The organism is Mesorhizobium sp. M1328 (assembly GCF_040318075.1).
Classification (GTDB): domain Bacteria; phylum Pseudomonadota; class Alphaproteobacteria; order Rhizobiales; family Rhizobiaceae; genus Mesorhizobium.
Window position 1 is genome coordinate 87,986 of the sequence record NZ_JAMYLO010000003.1, and the last position, 13,890, is coordinate 101,875.

Sequence of the window (13,890 nt, forward strand, 5' to 3'; positions counted from 1 at the left end):
CCATGTCGGCGGTGGTGCCTGTCGTGCGCATCCAGGCGGAGGATTTCGACGTCGCCGCCGAGATCGCCAGGCTGACCAGGGGTCGCAACGACATCGGCGCCGTGGTGACTTTCTCCGGCCTTTGCCGCGACGAGCAAGGCAGGCTCTCCGCACTCGAGCTCGAACATTATCCCGGCATGGCCGAAGCCGAGATATCCCGCATCGCCGGCGAGGCAATCGAGCGCTGGCCACTGCAGGGGCTCACCGCGATCCATCGCCACGGCAAGATCGCTCCCGGCGAAAACATCGTGCTGGTGGTGGCCGCTTCCGCCCACCGGCAGGCGGCGTTCGAGGCCGCGAATTTCCTGATGGACTATTTGAAATCACGGGCGCCGTTCTGGAAAAAGGAACACCATAGCGACGGTTCCGAGGGCGGCTGGGTCGACGCCAAGGAGGCCGACGACAAGGCGGCGAGCCGCTGGAAGCGAGACTGACCAGGCTTTCCGCGAGGGCGTCAGCCTTTGTCGGTGCCGATCAAATGATCGAGCGAAATCCGGCCGGGTCCCCAAGCCACGATGCCAAGCGCCATCGCCGCCCAGGTAATGTGCAGCGGCCAGCCGTCCGGCACGGTGAGCTCGATGATCAGCGTCATCAGCAGCAGCCCGAATGCCGCCAGTCGCGTCACCAGGCCGAAAACAAGGAGAACTGGCAACACGATCTCCGCTGACCCTGAGGCGAACGCCACCAGCCCAGGTGCCGGAAAATCGTAAGGGCCGCCCGGCAGATGCAATTTGAGTTCCGAGCTGAAAAGCAGCACGGCGACATCGTTCAACTGTAGAAAACCGTCCCATTTGTTGACGCCGGACCGCCAGAACGGGACGGCGAGGGCGCAGCGCAGAACAAGCTGCGTCAGCGATGGCGTCGCGATCGTGCGCAGGGCGGCATTCAGCCTTTCGACGAGAGCGGCGACCCCTCGCGGTTCGGTGCTCGCGTTCTGCCCATCGCTCATCGTGCTCACCTTTCCTGATGTGCCGTCGTGAAGGCTCCCGCTTCCAGCACGCCGGCAATGTTGGCGGAAAGCTCGAATTCGGCACTCTCCGCAAATGCCGCCGCGGCCGCCGCGCCGAGCGCCTCGCCCGCGATCAGATGCGAGATAAACACTGCGCCGCCGGGCCGCAGGTGGCGAACGAAGACCTCGAGGCCGGACCGCGTGACCAGCGCATCTTCAGCGCCCGTTGCCCGGATCGGCCCAACAGGAGCCTCGTTCCGGTTTGCCGCGAAGACCGTGACTGCCGGGAACCGGGAGCGCGCGACCCGCGTCGCCGGATGCGGCCGCAGCACGGTATCGGCAAGCCTCTCGCAAGGGATCGACGCCAGTGCCTCAGCCGACAGCGCCTCCGCGTCGGCGGCATGATAGGCGTCGAGCCAGGCCCGCTCGATGCGCGCCACGTCGGCCAGCCACGGCATTGACTGCGCGTATTCGTAGCGCTCGATGAAATCGGGAAAGTCGCGGCCATATTCGAATAGAAGCGGCGAGGTGGGTGGCGTTTCGCGGATGTGAAAGCGCGCCATCGCGCGAAAGAAATCCGGGCCGGTGATGCGCAGCGTCGCTGGAAAGCTGGCGGCCAGCGCATCGATCAGGCTGACCGTGACGTTGTTGCGGTAGACGGCATATCGCTTGACCACAGCCTTCCCGTTCGGCCCCGAGACAGAGTCAGGCGGGGCACGGTCAGGATCGAGCAAACCGGCGGTGAATGCCGCGGCATAGTCAAACCGGTGGCCGAGATCGCCCGACTGGAGCTCATCCTGCGGCATGGGCTTTTCCGAAATAGCTGTCGGCATGACGGTCGAGGATGGCTTGGGCGGCGGCGGCCTCCGCCTTGAGCACCGGCCACTCGGGAATGTCGCTGCCCCATTCGATCAGCGTCGGCAGTGGCCCGCATCGGCCGATGACGGTATCGAAGAGCTTCCAGACCGCGTCGGCAACCGGGCCGTCATGGCTGTCGATGAGCAGCAGGTCGCCTTCGTCGTCCTCCTGCTTGGCGTGCCCGGCCAGATGGATTTCGCCGACATGTTCGAGCGGGAAGTCCGCGAGATAAGAACGTGTCGAATAGCCGTGATTGGTGGCCGAGACGAAGACGTTGTTGACGTCAAGCAGCAGGCCGCAGCCGCTACGCCGAACCAGCTCGCGGATGAAATCCGTCTCGCTCATCGTCGATTCCGGAAAAAGCACATAGGTCGAAGGATTCTCGAGCAGGATCGGGCGGCCTATCGTGCCCTGCACTTCGTCGATGTGATCAGCCACGCGCGAAACCGTTGCCGGCGTGTAGGGCAGGGGAAGCAGGTCGTTGTAATAGGTGGTGTCGTGCGTCGACCAGGCGAGATGCTCTGAAACGAGCGCCGGCTCGTAGCGATCGACCAGCGCCTTGAAACGACCAAGATGCGCCTTGTCGAGCGGCTGCGGGCCGCCGATCGACATGCAGACGCCATGCAGCGAGACGGGATAATTGCGGCGGATGCGGGCGAGCGCGTCGTGCGGCGGGCCGCCGGCGCCCATGTAGTTTTCCGCATGAACCTCGAAGAAGCCGCTTTGGGGACCGTCGCCGAGGATTGCGGATAAACGCTCATGCTTGAAACTGGTGCCGGCAAGGCCGGCGACCGGGTGCGCCGGAAAGCGCGAGGTCTTCGACATGCGGGATGCTGGACGGGTCGGTCCGTTCATTGTCATCGCCACTTTCCGGGCAGGGTGCATCGCTTACGATGGGACGTCGCGGGTCAGCTCGGTGGGTGAGCCCTTGCGGCCGCCGGGTAGGTCCATCGTCGTGCAGGTGCCGCCGTCGACGAACTTCCAGGCGTTGCCTTGATAGTCGACGGTCGAGGTACCTTGGCAGGTGGTTCCCGGGCCTGCCTTGCAGTCGTTCTGTCCCTTCAAGGCGACGCCAAAGCACTTCTCCTTGCCGGCGTCCATTGCTGCCTTGACCTGTGCCTCGGTCAGCGGCGCGGCCGTCGCAAAAGAAGCAAGAGCCGTGGCAACGGCGCTGGCCAGTAAGGCCGCGCTCACGGTTGATCTCGTTGACATGATTTCACCTCCGGTTGGGTTTCAAGCGCACTCTCCTCAGTGCGCATTGGTCAGTTCGGTCCGGACGCCCGCCGTGTTACGTCTGTTTGGAACACGAATTCGTGATCGCCTGAGGCTTGGCCGAGGGTGGCCTGAACAGGGTTTGCGGAGCGGCCAAGAAGGCCGACGACAAGGCGGCGGGCCACTGGAAGCGCCCGCCGTCCAAATAAATCCCTGGGACAGCCGTGCCCATACCCCGCCAGCCATTCATTGACCGCAATCCTGCGAGACCTTTGGCCGGAAGGGGAGCAGGATCATGCTGGACAGGATCGCCGAGTTCTTCATCTTCGGGCTGGTGCCGCTGGCCGTCGGCATACTGGCCGTTCCGGATCACTCCGTGGCCGCCGAAAAGACCCTCAAGGGCGAGGTGATGTATCGCGAGCGCATCACGCTGCCGCCCAACGCCGTGCTTTCCGTGCAGCTTGCCGACGTATCGCTGGCCGACGCGCCGGCCGCAATTATCGGCGAACGCAAGATCGTGCCCACCGGCCAGGTGCCGATCAAGTTCGAGATCAGCTTCGATCCGCAGGCGATCAGGCCGAACATGACCTACGTGCTGCAGGCACGCATCACCGCCGACGACAGGCTGCTGTTCATCTCCGACGAGCGTCATCAGGTCGACCCGCTGAGCGATGCACCCCTGACCATCATGCTGAAAATGGCGGCGCCGAGCGACGAGCCGGCGGCAGCCTCCGTGTTCGGTCAAAGCTGGCTGATCGAATATATCGACGGCATCGGCGTGATTGCCGAGCCGCGGGCGACGTTCCGGATCAGCGAAGCCGGCAAGGCCGGCGGCAGCGGCCCTTGCAACGTCTACTTCGCCACCGCCAAAGTCGATGGTTCGACGATTACCATCAGTGACATCGGTTCGACCTTCAAGGCCTGCGCGTCCGAGACCATGGCCGAGGAAAAGGCGCTGTTCGAGGCGCTGGCCAAGGCAGCGTCGTACCATATCGACGCCGGCAAGCTCATCATCGCCGACAAGGATGATCGCGTCATCCTGCGGTTCAATGCTGCGAGCTGAGCCTGTCGCTATTCAGGTAAGGGCTTCACCGGCTCGGCCTGCCCTGAATCTCAACAGGCCTTGGACCGTTCCGAAACGATCACACCTGTGGTGGCGCAGGCGTCAGGCCAAAGCGGTGCATCAAATCCATGATCCTGGCGCGGTCGGGCGGGCCGCCGGCGCCGAAGATGGCGAAGGCCTCGCGGAAATATTCCGGCCCGATCGCCGCCGGCGTCACCATGCAGAGCACCTTGGCCGTCTCTGTGCCGTTATTGTCGAAGCGATGGATTGCTCCGCGCGGAATGCACAGTGCCTGTCCAGGCCCCAAATCGTGCCGGTATCCGTCGACGGTCAGCGTCAGCACGCCATCGATCCCGTACATCGTCTCTTCGTAGTGGTCGTGGCTGTGTGCCGGCGCGAGCAGGCGCTGCGAGCCGGGGACAGTCAGTTCGAAGGCCGCGATGCTGCCGGCCGATTGATCGCCGGTGAGCAGGAAACGCACGGCAAGACCGCCATGGCTGATCGTCTCGTCAGCAGGATTGACGCGGACCTGGCTGGCTTTTTCTAGCATTCCATCCTCCCATGTGGTAAATCGAATTTACCGATGACGAGTAAACTCAATTTACCAAGGTGTCAATGCCATCGCCCATTGAAGATCCGCCAAGGAAGCCGCCGCTGATCGGCGCGCTGCTGCGCGTGCCTGCCATGGCCATCCACCGCAAGCTGATCAGAGAACTCAGGGCATCGGGTTTCGAGGATCTCAGCCCGCCGCATATGGCCGTGATCCAATATCCCGGCCCTGACGGCCTGAGGCCAAGCGCGCTTGCCGAGCGCGCCGCCATGAGCAAACAGGCCATGAACCAGCTGCTGAAGACGCTGGAAACGATGGGCTACATCAGGCGCTCCGCAGCACCTGACGAAAGCGGCGGGACGATCGTCAATTTCACCGACCGCGGGCGCGCCGCCTATCAGAAGATGGCCGACATATTGCTGGATATCGAGCGGGAATGGGCTGAGGAACTTGGCTCAAAACGCTTTCATGAGCTGAAGATGCTGCTCGGCGACCTTTGGGACACGCCGCTCATTCGCTGAGAAGGAGATCGGCAGCTTCGACGCTCCGCTCACTCCCGAGGCGTTGGATGACGCCTCGTTTGTCTCCGACCACGGCCTGCTCGCAGACGGCGGCTATTCGGTCGCCTGATCGGCCGCATGCCGATCACGTTGTGTTTCAGCGGGAATAGGCCGGGCAGGGGGCGCGTTAGTCGTTCATAAGATGGCGGGTAAGGCAAAAGGGACGTTTGTCCCTTCGTTGAAGCCGCCAGAATGGCTGCGGCTCGTTCTGGCCACTCAAAGGAGTCCAGAGATGAAAACGCATACGCTTATCGTTGCCGCCACCGGTGCATCGCTTCTTGCCTTTACCGGTCTTGCCAAGGCGGACGACCATCTGTTCGATGCCCTTCAGCATGGTCTCAGTCCTGACAGCCAGCCTTTCGAGACCAACAAGGCTGGTCATAGCGGCGATCTCGCGCCCGGGCAGGGCAGCCCGTTCACAGGTGAGGAGACCAAGACCCCGGCCACCGACACGGACGCGGCGAATGAACATGCGAACGTGAAGGAACGCCAGGCGAAATAGACTGGCAGAACCCGCCGCTAGGGGGCGGCGGGCGAGATCTATCGGGCGACGACCGCATACACCAGGCATTCTCAATTTGTTGCGAGTTTGAATACCGCGCCATAGTGATAGGGCGGCACATCAACCAGCTCGGCGAGCTTGAACCCGCTCGCTTCCACCGCCGCGGTGGTCTGTTCGGGTGACAGCCTCAGCTCGGTCTTTGGCCCGCGCGGCTCGCCGAGGACCGTGGTTTGCTCGCGCGGCTGCTGGTGCCAGTTGACGATGGCAAAACGACCAGCAGGGCCAAGCGTCGCGCGCACGGCGCGGGCAAGGCGCGGCCGATCCGGAACACCGTGGAAAGCGTTGGCCATAAAGACGAAGTCGACGGTTTGAGGCACCAGCCTGGCAAGCTCATAGGCATCGCCCGCCACAAACTCGCAATTGCTCGCGCCACCTTCGGCCAGTCGCCGCCGGGCGACTTCGAGGAGATCGGCATCGATGTCGATGGCGACTACATGACGGGCGACCCTGGCGATTGGCAGCGTGAACCAGCCGTCGCCGCAGCAAAGATCGACCACGTCCGTGCCGGGCTTCATGCCTACTGCCGCCACGACACTGGCAGGCTCGGGCCACAGCGCTTCCCACCAGCCGCCGGTCGGCATTTCGGTGCCCTGGAAGAAGCCGGGAATGGTGCTGGTCATGGCCTGGTCGGCTCCATTGTCGGGACCGCGTTTGATCGGTGCCCTCGAGCTTAACGCACCCATGATCCGTCGAGGAGCCTGAAGCTGAAAATGTCCGCTAACAAAAAAGGCCGGCGTTGCGCCGGCCTCTTTGATGGGGTTCGGGATGCCGGCTTAGCCGACGATCTCGGTGTCCGAGAACCAGTATTTGATCTCCTGCGCGGCGGTTTCCGGCGCATCAGAACCGTGCACGGAATTCTCGCCGATCGACAGCGCGTGCAGCTTGCGGATGGTGCCTTCGGCGGCGCTTGCCGGATTGGTGGCGCCCATCACTTCGCGGTTCTTGGCAATGGCGTTCTCGCCTTCCAGTACCTGCACGATGGTCGGGCCCGACGACATGGACTCGACCAGCTCGCCGAAGAACGGACGCTCCTTGTGGACGGCATAAAAACCTTCCGCCTCGCGGCGGCTCATCCACACCCGGCGCGAAGCGACGACGCGCAGGCCGGCATCTTCCAGTATCTTGGTAATGGCGCCGGTGAGATTGCGGCGGGTCGCGTCCGGCTTGATCATGGAAAAGGTGCGTTCGAGCGCCATGGGATCGTCCTTGTGATGGAGAGTGGAATTGAGGGTGGCGGGCTCTATACAAGCCGCCCGCCGGCTTGCCAAGGGGACGCTGGCGCGGCGCGCATTTCTGCACTAGCCGCCGCACAGCGCGTCACCAATGTCGTCATAACTGCATCTCGATCGTCAGGTTGGCGGTGTCGCCAGCCCGAAGGCCTTCGCGGACCCGCACCGCCGTCTTGATCGGCAGGAGCAGGCTGCCGGATTTCTTGTCGGGAAACAGCGATGTCCGCCATCTGGTCTGGCCGATGACGGCTTCCACGCCAAGCGAACCCCAGGGCCGTGCCATCCCCATCATCGCCGTTTTGATCCGGGTCCCAAGCTCCGGCGGCAACGTCACGAAATGCCAGCCGCCCTTGCCCGGATAGACCCAGATCTCGGCCTGCATGTCGTAGCGAAACATTCTATGCCCTTCCTCAGGTCAAGGTCGTCACGACCGGCTTTGCCATGGTGTCTTGTTGGCAATGCTGACGATCGGCGAAACCATCCATGATATCCACAGCCCTGCAGCGGAGGAGTCATTCTTCCCCGCAAAGAGGATGGCAGCGCCGCCATACCACTACCGCCTTGTCACGATAGACGGCCGCCGGATTTCCCAGCCTTCCCGTTCCAGCTCCGGCACGCTGTGGTTCTCGCTCGGGTAGCCGATGCAGAAGTAACCGATCAGTGTCCACTCCGGCGGCACGTCCAGGATCGTCGCCATCTCGGCCGGATCGAGGATCGAGACCCAGCCCATGCCTATTCCTTCGGCGCGCGCAGCCAGCCACATCGTGTGGACCGCCATGACAGCCGAATAGTCTATGGTGGCTGGCATGGTCAGGCGGCCGAGCCCATGCCCTTGCGAGGTTGTACGGTCGGCGAAAACCGCAAGCTGGCAGGGTGCCTCATTCAGGCCCGCAAGCTTCAGGCGCGCATAAAGCGCGGCGCGTTCGCCGCAAAAGGTTTGGAGTGCCTCCGCGTTGCAGCGCTCGAAGCATGTCCTGACGGCAGCGCGGCATACTACGCTCTCGACGACGACGAAGCGCCAAGGTTGGCTCAGCCCGACGGACGGCGCGGCGCTGGCAAGCTCGAGCAGCCGCTCCAGCGCCCCTTCGGGGAGCGGCGTCGGCTTGAACCGCCTGACGTCGCGTCGCCACAGGAAGAGATTGGCGAGCCCGGCGCGAAAGTCGGCCGGGAACTCTGGGTTTGCGGTCATGGCGCGCTGCCTTTGTTGTGATTGTCCGGTTCGCCGGATGTTCGTCTTGTTTGCTGCGATCCGGGTGCTGATGAGGCGCTTCGAGCGACACGTCTGCTACCCGCATTGTCGCATTTCGCCGGGCGGCAATTCTAACGCATGTCGCGCAAAAGTGTGCAGCGGTTTTGCGGTAACGACATGCATCAAAACAAGAACCTAAAGCGCGTCACATGAGGCCGGTCGGACGCGACGCGCTCTAGCCAAGGCTGGACGACATTGCCGCGATCTACGCCGTTGGACCTTGATCGGCAAACAAAACCCGCCTCGGCAAGCCGGGCGGGTCGTCGGTACGAATCAGCACCATACCCAAATTAGTAGCATAGCTGCCGCACAAAGCAAGAACAAAATGTGGCGTTGCCGATGAAACTGCCGATTTCACCCCTCAAGCGGGGCGATCGCTGCCGGCGCGACCGTGCGGCCGACGCCGCCATGCAGATCGAGGCATCGTTCGAACCATTGCGCCACGACGTCGCTGTCGTCGAGCAGCCGGTAGGGCGTGGCGATGCGCGCCCATTGCAGCGCGCCGAAAACGATGTAGTCGGCAAATAGCGGCGACTGGCCGCTGATGAAGGGCTGATAGCCAAGCATCGAGCGGAGCGGCTCCAGCGAGGCGCGGAAGCTGGCGAGCCCAGCGTCGCGGGTGGCGTATACCGCCTCCAGGCGATTGCCGAAGCGCTGCTCGCGGGTCTGCCGGAAATAGGCGGCGTTCGCCTCGTCCTGCATGGCGTGTAGGTCCAGTATCGCAGCGGTGGTGACGTAGGGATGGATGGTCAGCTGCGACCAGCGTTCGATGAAGCGCGCCATCGCCTTACCACCGTCGCCGGAAAACAATGTCGGCCGCTCGGGATAGGCCTCCTCGAGATAGAGCGCGATGGCGAAGGAATCGGCGACCACCGTCTCGCCGTCGCGGATCACCGGAACGAGCTTCGAGACGCCGCCTTCCACCTTCGGCACTTCGAGGAAACGGGTCGGCACGCTGGTGATGTCGAGCCCTTTGTGGGCCAGCGCCATCGCCGCCTTCCAGCAATGTGGGCTGAATGGGCGGGCGGCGTCGCGTCCGACAAGGTCATAGAGCAGAATGGTCATTGGCGGCAGCGTCCTTGCAGTCTAACTATGCCCGAAACAGACCCGCGCGAAACAGGGTCTCGCAGGTCGAGAGAAGAATGAAACAGCATTTCAGGATGTTTGCGGCCTACAATCAATGGGCCAACGGCCGCATCTACGACGCCGCCGCCGATCTCGACGAGGAAGAGTTCGACCGCAATGTCGGCGTCTTCTTCGGTTCGATGATGGGAACGCTCAACCACCTCCTGGCAGCCGACCGTATCTGGATGAAACGCTTCACCGGCGAGGGCGACGCGCCGGCAAGGCTCGACACGATCCTGCACCGCGCCTTGCCCGGCTTGCGGCTGGCGCGCGAGGCCGAGGACAAACGGATCATCGACTGGGTCGACGGCCTGAGCGACAAGGCGCTGTCGGGCCGCTTCTCCTACATGACCGTCTCGGATATGCGCACCGTCTCGCAGCGGCTGGCGCCGGCGCTCGATCACTTCTTCAACCACCAGACCCACCACCGCGGCCAGGCGCATGCGATCCTGACCGTTCTGGGCAAGCCAAGCCTCGGACTGGACCTGACGATGTTCCAGCGCAGCGAGGAGGGCAGAGCATTCGCCTAAAGCGCGTCGCGTTCGACCGGCCTCCATGCGACGCGCTTTAGGTTCTTGTTTGATGCATGTCGTAATCGCAAAACCGCTGCACACTTTTGCGCGACATGCATTAACCCTGGGGCGGCTGGTGAAGCGGACGGTGGATAGAGGACGATCTGCCGAGATTGCAAAACGCGCCAAAACATTTTATGGAGCGCACGGTCGTGAGGGCGGCCGCTTCAGCAGCATTCAGCAGCAACAGCGAGAATTGGCACGCATGCCCAATGAACCCTTGCGCCTTGTGGCGTTCTTCGCCGTGGTCCTGGCGCTCCTCAACTCCGGTTATTATTTCCACCAGGGGGACATCGTCGCGACCATCTATTTCATGATCGGCGCCATTCTTGTGACTGCGGTGACCCGGATGAGTGTCAGAAGGCAGCTGATTTAGGACCGACCCGCTTATCTGGCCGCCATCTCGACGGCCGGTTCGCTTCGACTGCGATCGAATTGAAAGCAAAGTCTTAGGACTTCGTTTGCGCTGTTGCTTCAAGGTGGCCGGCTGAAGCAGGAGCAAAAAAATGCGGATCGATTTGTCCCCGACGAGCTGGGGCAGGGTCGTGGCGGTTACCGTCGCTGGCACCGTGGTCTGCATTGCAGCCGCGTTCTTCGTCGATTCCTTCAATTTCCCGTATTTGTCGCCGGAAGCGCTGTGGCGGGCGCAGCTCACCGACCTGCTGCTGCCGCTTGTGCTGGCCGGCTCGTTCTTCTTTTTCCTGATGTGGAAAATGCGCCAGCTGGCCATCGCGCAGAAGGCACTGGCCATCGTCGCGGCGACCGACAGCCTGACGGCGGTGTTCAACCGGGGTGCGTTTTCGATGCTCGTCGAAGCCTATCTCGAACAGGCCCGCAGCCATTCCGTCGTCAATGCCGGCGCCTTGTTGATCGTCGATGCCGACCATTTCAAATCCGTCAACGACCGCCTCGGCCACGACTGCGGAGACCAGGCGCTCAAGCTGATCGCCAGGACGATCCAGGGCCAGCTGCGCGGCGCCGATATCGTCGGCCGGATCGGCGGCGAGGAATTTGCGGTTTTCCTTCCCGGCGCAGATCCTTCGCAGTCCTGGCTGGTGGCGGAGACAATTCGCCGACGCGTCCGTGAGGCGGAGTTCTCGCCTGGCGGCCGGCCCTGTCCTCTCTCGGTCAGCATCGGCGGCGTCGCCTTCAGCGGGCCGACCACCTACGCCGAGATGTTCGTGGTGGCGGACAAGCACCTTTACAAGGCCAAATCGAACGGCCGCGATCAGGTCAGTTTCGAGACCGCGGCAGCGGGCGACCCGCCGGGCGGCGGCCCGATGACGGTCCATTGACGGTCGTTTCTGTCAGGCGGCGTAGCCGCCGAGGCCCCGGGCGACCGGCTTGACCGAGACTGCCGGCTGCGCGGCCGGCCAGAGGATGCCTGCCGTCACGGCGAAGGTGATCAGGGCGTCGCGTGCCGCTTCGGCCGAGATCTCGCCGGCACGTGCCGCCTCGCAGGCCTTTACCGCGGCGCCATAGCTCAGCCGCCGGCGCGAAGGCGGGAACTCGGTCAGGAATTCGTGCATCTCGGAGAACGAAGCGATCGTACGCTTGTAGCCGGCGCCAACGGTTAGGGCGACCGGGGTGGAAAACGTCCTGTCGTGCATTCTGGCCTCTCGAATGGGCGGAGGTCACGGCGGACGCCGTTCTCCGGTCTGGGGGTCGGGCAGAAACGCGGATCACGGCGCGAGGTTCCATGTTGCCGGGATTGTTTTTCGCCGGCTCTGGGAGCGGTCGCCGGGCGAGCAGCGCCAGCGGCGAGGCGGGTGCCTATTTCCACATGCCGCGCATGCGGGCGCCGAGATCGACACGCACCTGCGGCTGGCGGCGCGGATCGTCTCTGGCCTGGACGCTGGCCCAAGCCACCTGCTCGAACGCGCCGAGGATCGAGCGCGGGATGAAGCGCGTGCGCGAGGCATAGACATGGCGGTCGCCGCGCGCCGCCTGGCCGTGGACGAAAAAGCGATGCGGCATGACCAGGTGCAAGCTGTCCTTGGCCCGCGTCATCGCCACGTAGAGCAGCCGCCGCTCCTCGTCGATGTCCTCCTTGCTGCCGACGCCGAGATCGATCGGGATGCAGCCGTCGACGGTGTTGAGCACGAAGACGCTCTTCCACTCCTGGCCCTTGGCCGAATGGATGGTCGACAGGATCAGATAATCCTCGTCGCGGTGCGGCGGGCCGGCCTCGTCGCTGGTCGCGTCCGGCGGATCGAGCGTCAGCTCGGTGAGGAAGCGCTCGCGCGAGGCATAGCCGGAAGCGATCTGTTCGAGCTGCAGGAGATCGGCCCGGCGCGTCGTTGCATCCTCGTGGATGCGTTCCAGATACGGCTCGTACCAGAGCCTGACCTGCTCGATGTCGGCCGGCCATTTTTGCGCGCCGGCGCGCAGGCCGCAATAGAGCGCGACAAAGCCCGGCCAGTCGTCGGCGGCCCGCTGCGGCGGCCGGTAGCGGGCAAGCCCCATCGTCTCGTCGAGCGACGTGGCCATGGTCTCGACGATCGCATTCGCCGCCGAAGGGCCGATGCCGGGCAGAAGTTGCAGCACGCGAAAGCCGGCGACGCGGTCGCGCGGGTTCTCGGCAAAGCGCAGCACGGCCAGCACGTCCTTGACGTGAGCCGCATCGAGAAATTTCAGCCCGCCGAACTTGACGAAGGGGATGTTGCGGCGCGTCAGCTCGATCTCCAGCGGGCCGCTATGGTGCGAGGCGCGAAACAGCACGGCCTGCGCTTTGAGAACGGTGCCGGCCTCGCGTTCGGTGAGTATCGCCTGGCAGACATAGCTCGCCTGCTCGGTCTCGTCGCGCACGCTCACCAGCTTCGGCTTTTCCGCCGATTTGCGCTCGGACCAGAGATTTTTGGTGAAACGTTCCGACGCTTCGCCGATCACCGCGTTGGCCGCCGCCAGGATCGTCTCGGTCGAGCGGTAGTTGCGCTCCAGCATGACGACCTCGGCCGGCTGCGCGAACTGCTTGGGAAAATCCAGGATATTGCGCACTTCCGCGGCGCGGAACGAATAGATCGACTGCGCGTCGTCGCCGACCACCGTCAGCCCCGATCCGTCGGGCTTCAGCGCCGTCAGGATCGATGCCTGCAGCCGGTTGGTGTCCTGGTATTCATCCACCAGCACATGGTCGAAACGTGCACCCAGATGCGCGGCGATTTCCGGCTCGCCGGCCATCTGCGCCCAGTAGAGCAGCAGGTCGTCGTAATCGAGCACGTTCTGCGCCTGCTTGGCCTCGACATATCGGGCGAACAATTGTTTCAGCTGCTCGGCCCAGCCGGCGCACCACGGGAACACCGAACCCAGCACCTCGCCGAGCGGCGCCTGTGCATTGACGGCACGCGAATAGATCGCAAGGCAGGTGCCCTTGGTCGGGAAGCGGGCTTCGGTCTTCGAAAACCCAAGCTCGTGGCGGGCGAGGTTCATCAGGTCGGCGGAATCCTCGCGGTCGTGGATGGTGAAGGCCGGATCGAGACCGATCTCCAGCGCATAATCGCGCAGCAGCCTGGCGCCGATGCCGTGGAATGTGCCGGCCCAACTCAGCGCATCGGTGATGACAGAAGCATCGCGGCCCAGCACCTCGCCGGCGATGCGCTCGACCCGCTTGGCCATTTCCGCTGCGGCACGGCGCGAAAATGTCATCAAAAGGATGCGGCGGGGGTCGGCACCCCTGACGATCAGATGGGCGACCCGGTGCGCCAGCGTGTTGGTCTTGCCGGAGCCGGCGCCGGCAATGACCAGCAACGGTCCGGCGATCTTGCCGTCGCCATGTTCGACGGCAAGCCGCTGCTCGGCATTGAGCTTCGCCAGATAGGCCGGCTGGAAAGACGAATCACTGGCGGCGAGGTTCATCGCTCATCAAGCATCGTTTCTGCTTTGTTCGCAACGGTTTGCGGAGACCAATAGGGCTCGTGAGCGA

19 protein-coding genes are annotated in these 13,890 nt (G+C 63.8%); 7 read left to right on the top strand and 12 right to left on the bottom strand.

The window, feature by feature from the left end; translation table 11 throughout:
- The first annotated feature begins 2 nt into the window (after nt 1-2).
- Nucleotides 3-473 carry a molybdenum cofactor biosynthesis protein MoaE gene (locus NKH23_RS08890; RefSeq protein WP_352667162.1) on the top strand — a complete coding sequence of 157 codons (471 nt, stop codon included), beginning with the start codon at nt 3-5 and terminating at the stop codon, nt 471-473.
- A 20-nt stretch (nt 474-493) separates the two neighbouring features.
- Here the strand turns inward: NKH23_RS08890 and NKH23_RS08895 are convergent, their stop codons facing one another.
- From NKH23_RS08895 to NKH23_RS08910, 4 genes are read right to left on the bottom strand one after another with little or no spacing between them, the layout of a single operon-like run.
- Nucleotides 494-988 (bottom strand): DoxX family protein, encoded by a 495-nt coding sequence (locus NKH23_RS08895; RefSeq protein ID WP_352911433.1) that lies wholly within the window; start codon nt 986-988, stop codon nt 494-496.
- Nucleotides 989-993: 5 nt separating this feature from the next.
- Complete coding sequence (locus tag NKH23_RS08900; protein WP_352911430.1) at nt 994-1,794, bottom strand: HvfC/BufC family peptide modification chaperone; 801 nt, start codon at nt 1,792-1,794, stop codon at nt 994-996.
- The gene (gene bufB / locus NKH23_RS08905) at nt 1,781-2,701 is read right to left on the bottom strand and encodes an MNIO family bufferin maturase (RefSeq protein ID WP_502912332.1); all 921 of its coding nucleotides are present in this window, start codon (nt 2,699-2,701) and stop codon (nt 1,781-1,783) included. Before bufB ends, NKH23_RS08900 begins: the two co-directional genes overlap by 14 nt.
- A gap of 33 nt (nt 2,702-2,734) precedes the next feature.
- A complete protein-coding gene (locus NKH23_RS08910) occupies nt 2,735-3,058 on the bottom strand; it encodes a BufA1 family periplasmic bufferin-type metallophore (protein ID WP_352479258.1) in 324 nt (107 codons plus the stop codon).
- Nucleotides 3,059-3,353: 295 nt separating this feature from the next.
- On the opposite strand from NKH23_RS08910, the gene NKH23_RS08915 reads away from it, so the two are divergent.
- Nucleotides 3,354-4,121 (top strand): YbaY family lipoprotein, encoded by a 768-nt coding sequence (locus NKH23_RS08915; protein WP_352911426.1) that lies wholly within the window; start codon nt 3,354-3,356, stop codon nt 4,119-4,121.
- 79 nt (nt 4,122-4,200) lie between these two features.
- On the opposite strand, the gene NKH23_RS08920 is transcribed toward NKH23_RS08915, so the two are convergent.
- Nucleotides 4,201-4,671 carry a cupin domain-containing protein gene (locus NKH23_RS08920; RefSeq protein ID WP_352911423.1) on the bottom strand — a complete coding sequence of 157 codons (471 nt, stop codon included), beginning with the start codon at nt 4,669-4,671 and terminating at the stop codon, nt 4,201-4,203.
- Nucleotides 4,672-4,736: 65 nt separating this feature from the next.
- Here NKH23_RS08920 and NKH23_RS08925 point away from each other — a divergent pair, with 65 nt between their 5' ends.
- Nucleotides 4,737-5,192, top strand: coding sequence for a MarR family winged helix-turn-helix transcriptional regulator (locus NKH23_RS08925; RefSeq protein WP_352911420.1), 456 nt, complete (start codon nt 4,737-4,739; stop codon nt 5,190-5,192).
- A 271-nt stretch (nt 5,193-5,463) separates the two neighbouring features.
- Nucleotides 5,464-5,733: a hypothetical protein gene (locus tag NKH23_RS08930; RefSeq protein WP_352911417.1), complete on the top strand. Its 270-nt coding sequence runs from the start codon at nt 5,464-5,466 to the stop codon at nt 5,731-5,733.
- A gap of 71 nt (nt 5,734-5,804) precedes the next feature.
- Here NKH23_RS08930 and NKH23_RS08935 read toward each other — a convergent pair whose 3' ends face one another.
- The 5 genes from NKH23_RS08935 to NKH23_RS08955 form a co-directional block, all read right to left on the bottom strand.
- Nucleotides 5,805-6,413: a class I SAM-dependent methyltransferase gene (locus NKH23_RS08935; protein ID WP_352911415.1), complete on the bottom strand. Its 609-nt coding sequence runs from the start codon at nt 6,411-6,413 to the stop codon at nt 5,805-5,807.
- 153 nt (nt 6,414-6,566) lie between these two features.
- Nucleotides 6,567-6,989, bottom strand: coding sequence for a nucleoside-diphosphate kinase (gene ndk, locus NKH23_RS08940; protein WP_023719783.1), 423 nt, complete (start codon nt 6,987-6,989; stop codon nt 6,567-6,569).
- A 133-nt stretch (nt 6,990-7,122) separates the two neighbouring features.
- The gene (locus NKH23_RS08945) at nt 7,123-7,419 is read right to left on the bottom strand and encodes a DUF1905 domain-containing protein (protein ID WP_352911412.1); all 297 of its coding nucleotides are present in this window, start codon (nt 7,417-7,419) and stop codon (nt 7,123-7,125) included.
- A gap of 156 nt (nt 7,420-7,575) precedes the next feature.
- Nucleotides 7,576-8,211, bottom strand: coding sequence for a 5,6-dimethylbenzimidazole synthase (gene bluB, locus NKH23_RS08950; protein ID WP_352911410.1), 636 nt, complete (start codon nt 8,209-8,211; stop codon nt 7,576-7,578).
- Between the two features lie 414 nt (nt 8,212-8,625).
- Complete coding sequence (locus tag NKH23_RS08955) at nt 8,626-9,336, bottom strand: glutathione S-transferase family protein (protein WP_352717592.1); 711 nt, start codon at nt 9,334-9,336, stop codon at nt 8,626-8,628.
- A 77-nt stretch (nt 9,337-9,413) separates the two neighbouring features.
- On the opposite strand from NKH23_RS08955, the gene NKH23_RS08960 reads away from it, so the two are divergent.
- The 3 genes from NKH23_RS08960 (at nt 9,414) to NKH23_RS08970 (ending at nt 11,263) form a co-directional block, all read left to right on the top strand.
- Nucleotides 9,414-9,926 carry a DinB family protein gene (locus NKH23_RS08960; protein WP_352717594.1) on the top strand — a complete coding sequence of 171 codons (513 nt, stop codon included), beginning with the start codon at nt 9,414-9,416 and terminating at the stop codon, nt 9,924-9,926.
- 52 nt (nt 9,927-9,978) lie between these two features.
- Nucleotides 9,979-10,344, top strand: coding sequence for a hypothetical protein (locus NKH23_RS08965; RefSeq protein ID WP_352911406.1), 366 nt, complete (start codon nt 9,979-9,981; stop codon nt 10,342-10,344).
- A gap of 130 nt (nt 10,345-10,474) precedes the next feature.
- Complete coding sequence (locus NKH23_RS08970; protein WP_352717597.1) at nt 10,475-11,263, top strand: GGDEF domain-containing protein; 789 nt, start codon at nt 10,475-10,477, stop codon at nt 11,261-11,263.
- A gap of 12 nt (nt 11,264-11,275) precedes the next feature.
- Here the strand turns inward: NKH23_RS08970 and NKH23_RS08975 are convergent, their stop codons facing one another.
- Both NKH23_RS08975 and NKH23_RS08980 read right to left on the bottom strand, forming a co-directional pair.
- A complete protein-coding gene (locus NKH23_RS08975; RefSeq protein ID WP_352452964.1) occupies nt 11,276-11,578 on the bottom strand; it encodes a DUF982 domain-containing protein in 303 nt (100 codons plus the stop codon).
- Between the two features lie 163 nt (nt 11,579-11,741).
- A complete protein-coding gene (locus tag NKH23_RS08980) occupies nt 11,742-13,823 on the bottom strand; it encodes an ATP-dependent helicase (RefSeq protein WP_352911400.1) in 2,082 nt (693 codons plus the stop codon).
- Nucleotides 13,824-13,890 lie beyond the last annotated feature (67 nt).

What these genes read in the sequence shown, in the direction of transcription:
- NKH23_RS08890 (WP_352667162.1), top strand. Translation starts at nt 3, where the DNA reads ATGTCGGCGGTGGTGCCTGTCGTGCGCATCCAGGCGGAGGATTTCGAC.
- NKH23_RS08895 (WP_352911433.1), bottom strand. Translation starts at nt 988, where the DNA reads ATGAGCGATGGGCAGAACGCGAGCACCGAACCGCGAGGGGTCGCCGCT.
- NKH23_RS08900 (WP_352911430.1), bottom strand. Translation starts at nt 1,794, where the DNA reads ATGCCGCAGGATGAGCTCCAGTCGGGCGATCTCGGCCACCGGTTTGAC.
- bufB (WP_502912332.1), bottom strand. Translation starts at nt 2,701, where the DNA reads ATGAACGGACCGACCCGTCCAGCATCCCGCATGTCGAAGACCTCGCGC.
- NKH23_RS08910 (WP_352479258.1), bottom strand. Translation starts at nt 3,058, where the DNA reads ATGTCAACGAGATCAACCGTGAGCGCGGCCTTACTGGCCAGCGCCGTT.
- NKH23_RS08915 (WP_352911426.1), top strand. Translation starts at nt 3,354, where the DNA reads ATGCTGGACAGGATCGCCGAGTTCTTCATCTTCGGGCTGGTGCCGCTG.
- NKH23_RS08920 (WP_352911423.1), bottom strand. Translation starts at nt 4,671, where the DNA reads ATGCTAGAAAAAGCCAGCCAGGTCCGCGTCAATCCTGCTGACGAGACG.
- NKH23_RS08925 (WP_352911420.1), top strand. Translation starts at nt 4,737, where the DNA reads ATGCCATCGCCCATTGAAGATCCGCCAAGGAAGCCGCCGCTGATCGGC.
- NKH23_RS08930 (WP_352911417.1), top strand. Translation starts at nt 5,464, where the DNA reads ATGAAAACGCATACGCTTATCGTTGCCGCCACCGGTGCATCGCTTCTT.
- NKH23_RS08935 (WP_352911415.1), bottom strand. Translation starts at nt 6,413, where the DNA reads ATGACCAGCACCATTCCCGGCTTCTTCCAGGGCACCGAAATGCCGACC.
- ndk (WP_023719783.1), bottom strand. Translation starts at nt 6,989, where the DNA reads ATGGCGCTCGAACGCACCTTTTCCATGATCAAGCCGGACGCGACCCGC.
- NKH23_RS08945 (WP_352911412.1), bottom strand. Translation starts at nt 7,419, where the DNA reads ATGTTTCGCTACGACATGCAGGCCGAGATCTGGGTCTATCCGGGCAAG.
- bluB (WP_352911410.1), bottom strand. Translation starts at nt 8,211, where the DNA reads ATGACCGCAAACCCAGAGTTCCCGGCCGACTTTCGCGCCGGGCTCGCC.
- NKH23_RS08955 (WP_352717592.1), bottom strand. Translation starts at nt 9,336, where the DNA reads ATGACCATTCTGCTCTATGACCTTGTCGGACGCGACGCCGCCCGCCCA.
- NKH23_RS08960 (WP_352717594.1), top strand. Translation starts at nt 9,414, where the DNA reads ATGAAACAGCATTTCAGGATGTTTGCGGCCTACAATCAATGGGCCAAC.
- NKH23_RS08965 (WP_352911406.1), top strand. Translation starts at nt 9,979, where the DNA reads ATGCATGTCGTAATCGCAAAACCGCTGCACACTTTTGCGCGACATGCA.
- NKH23_RS08970 (WP_352717597.1), top strand. Translation starts at nt 10,475, where the DNA reads ATGCGGATCGATTTGTCCCCGACGAGCTGGGGCAGGGTCGTGGCGGTT.
- NKH23_RS08975 (WP_352452964.1), bottom strand. Translation starts at nt 11,578, where the DNA reads ATGCACGACAGGACGTTTTCCACCCCGGTCGCCCTAACCGTTGGCGCC.
- NKH23_RS08980 (WP_352911400.1), bottom strand. Translation starts at nt 13,823, where the DNA reads ATGAACCTCGCCGCCAGTGATTCGTCTTTCCAGCCGGCCTATCTGGCG.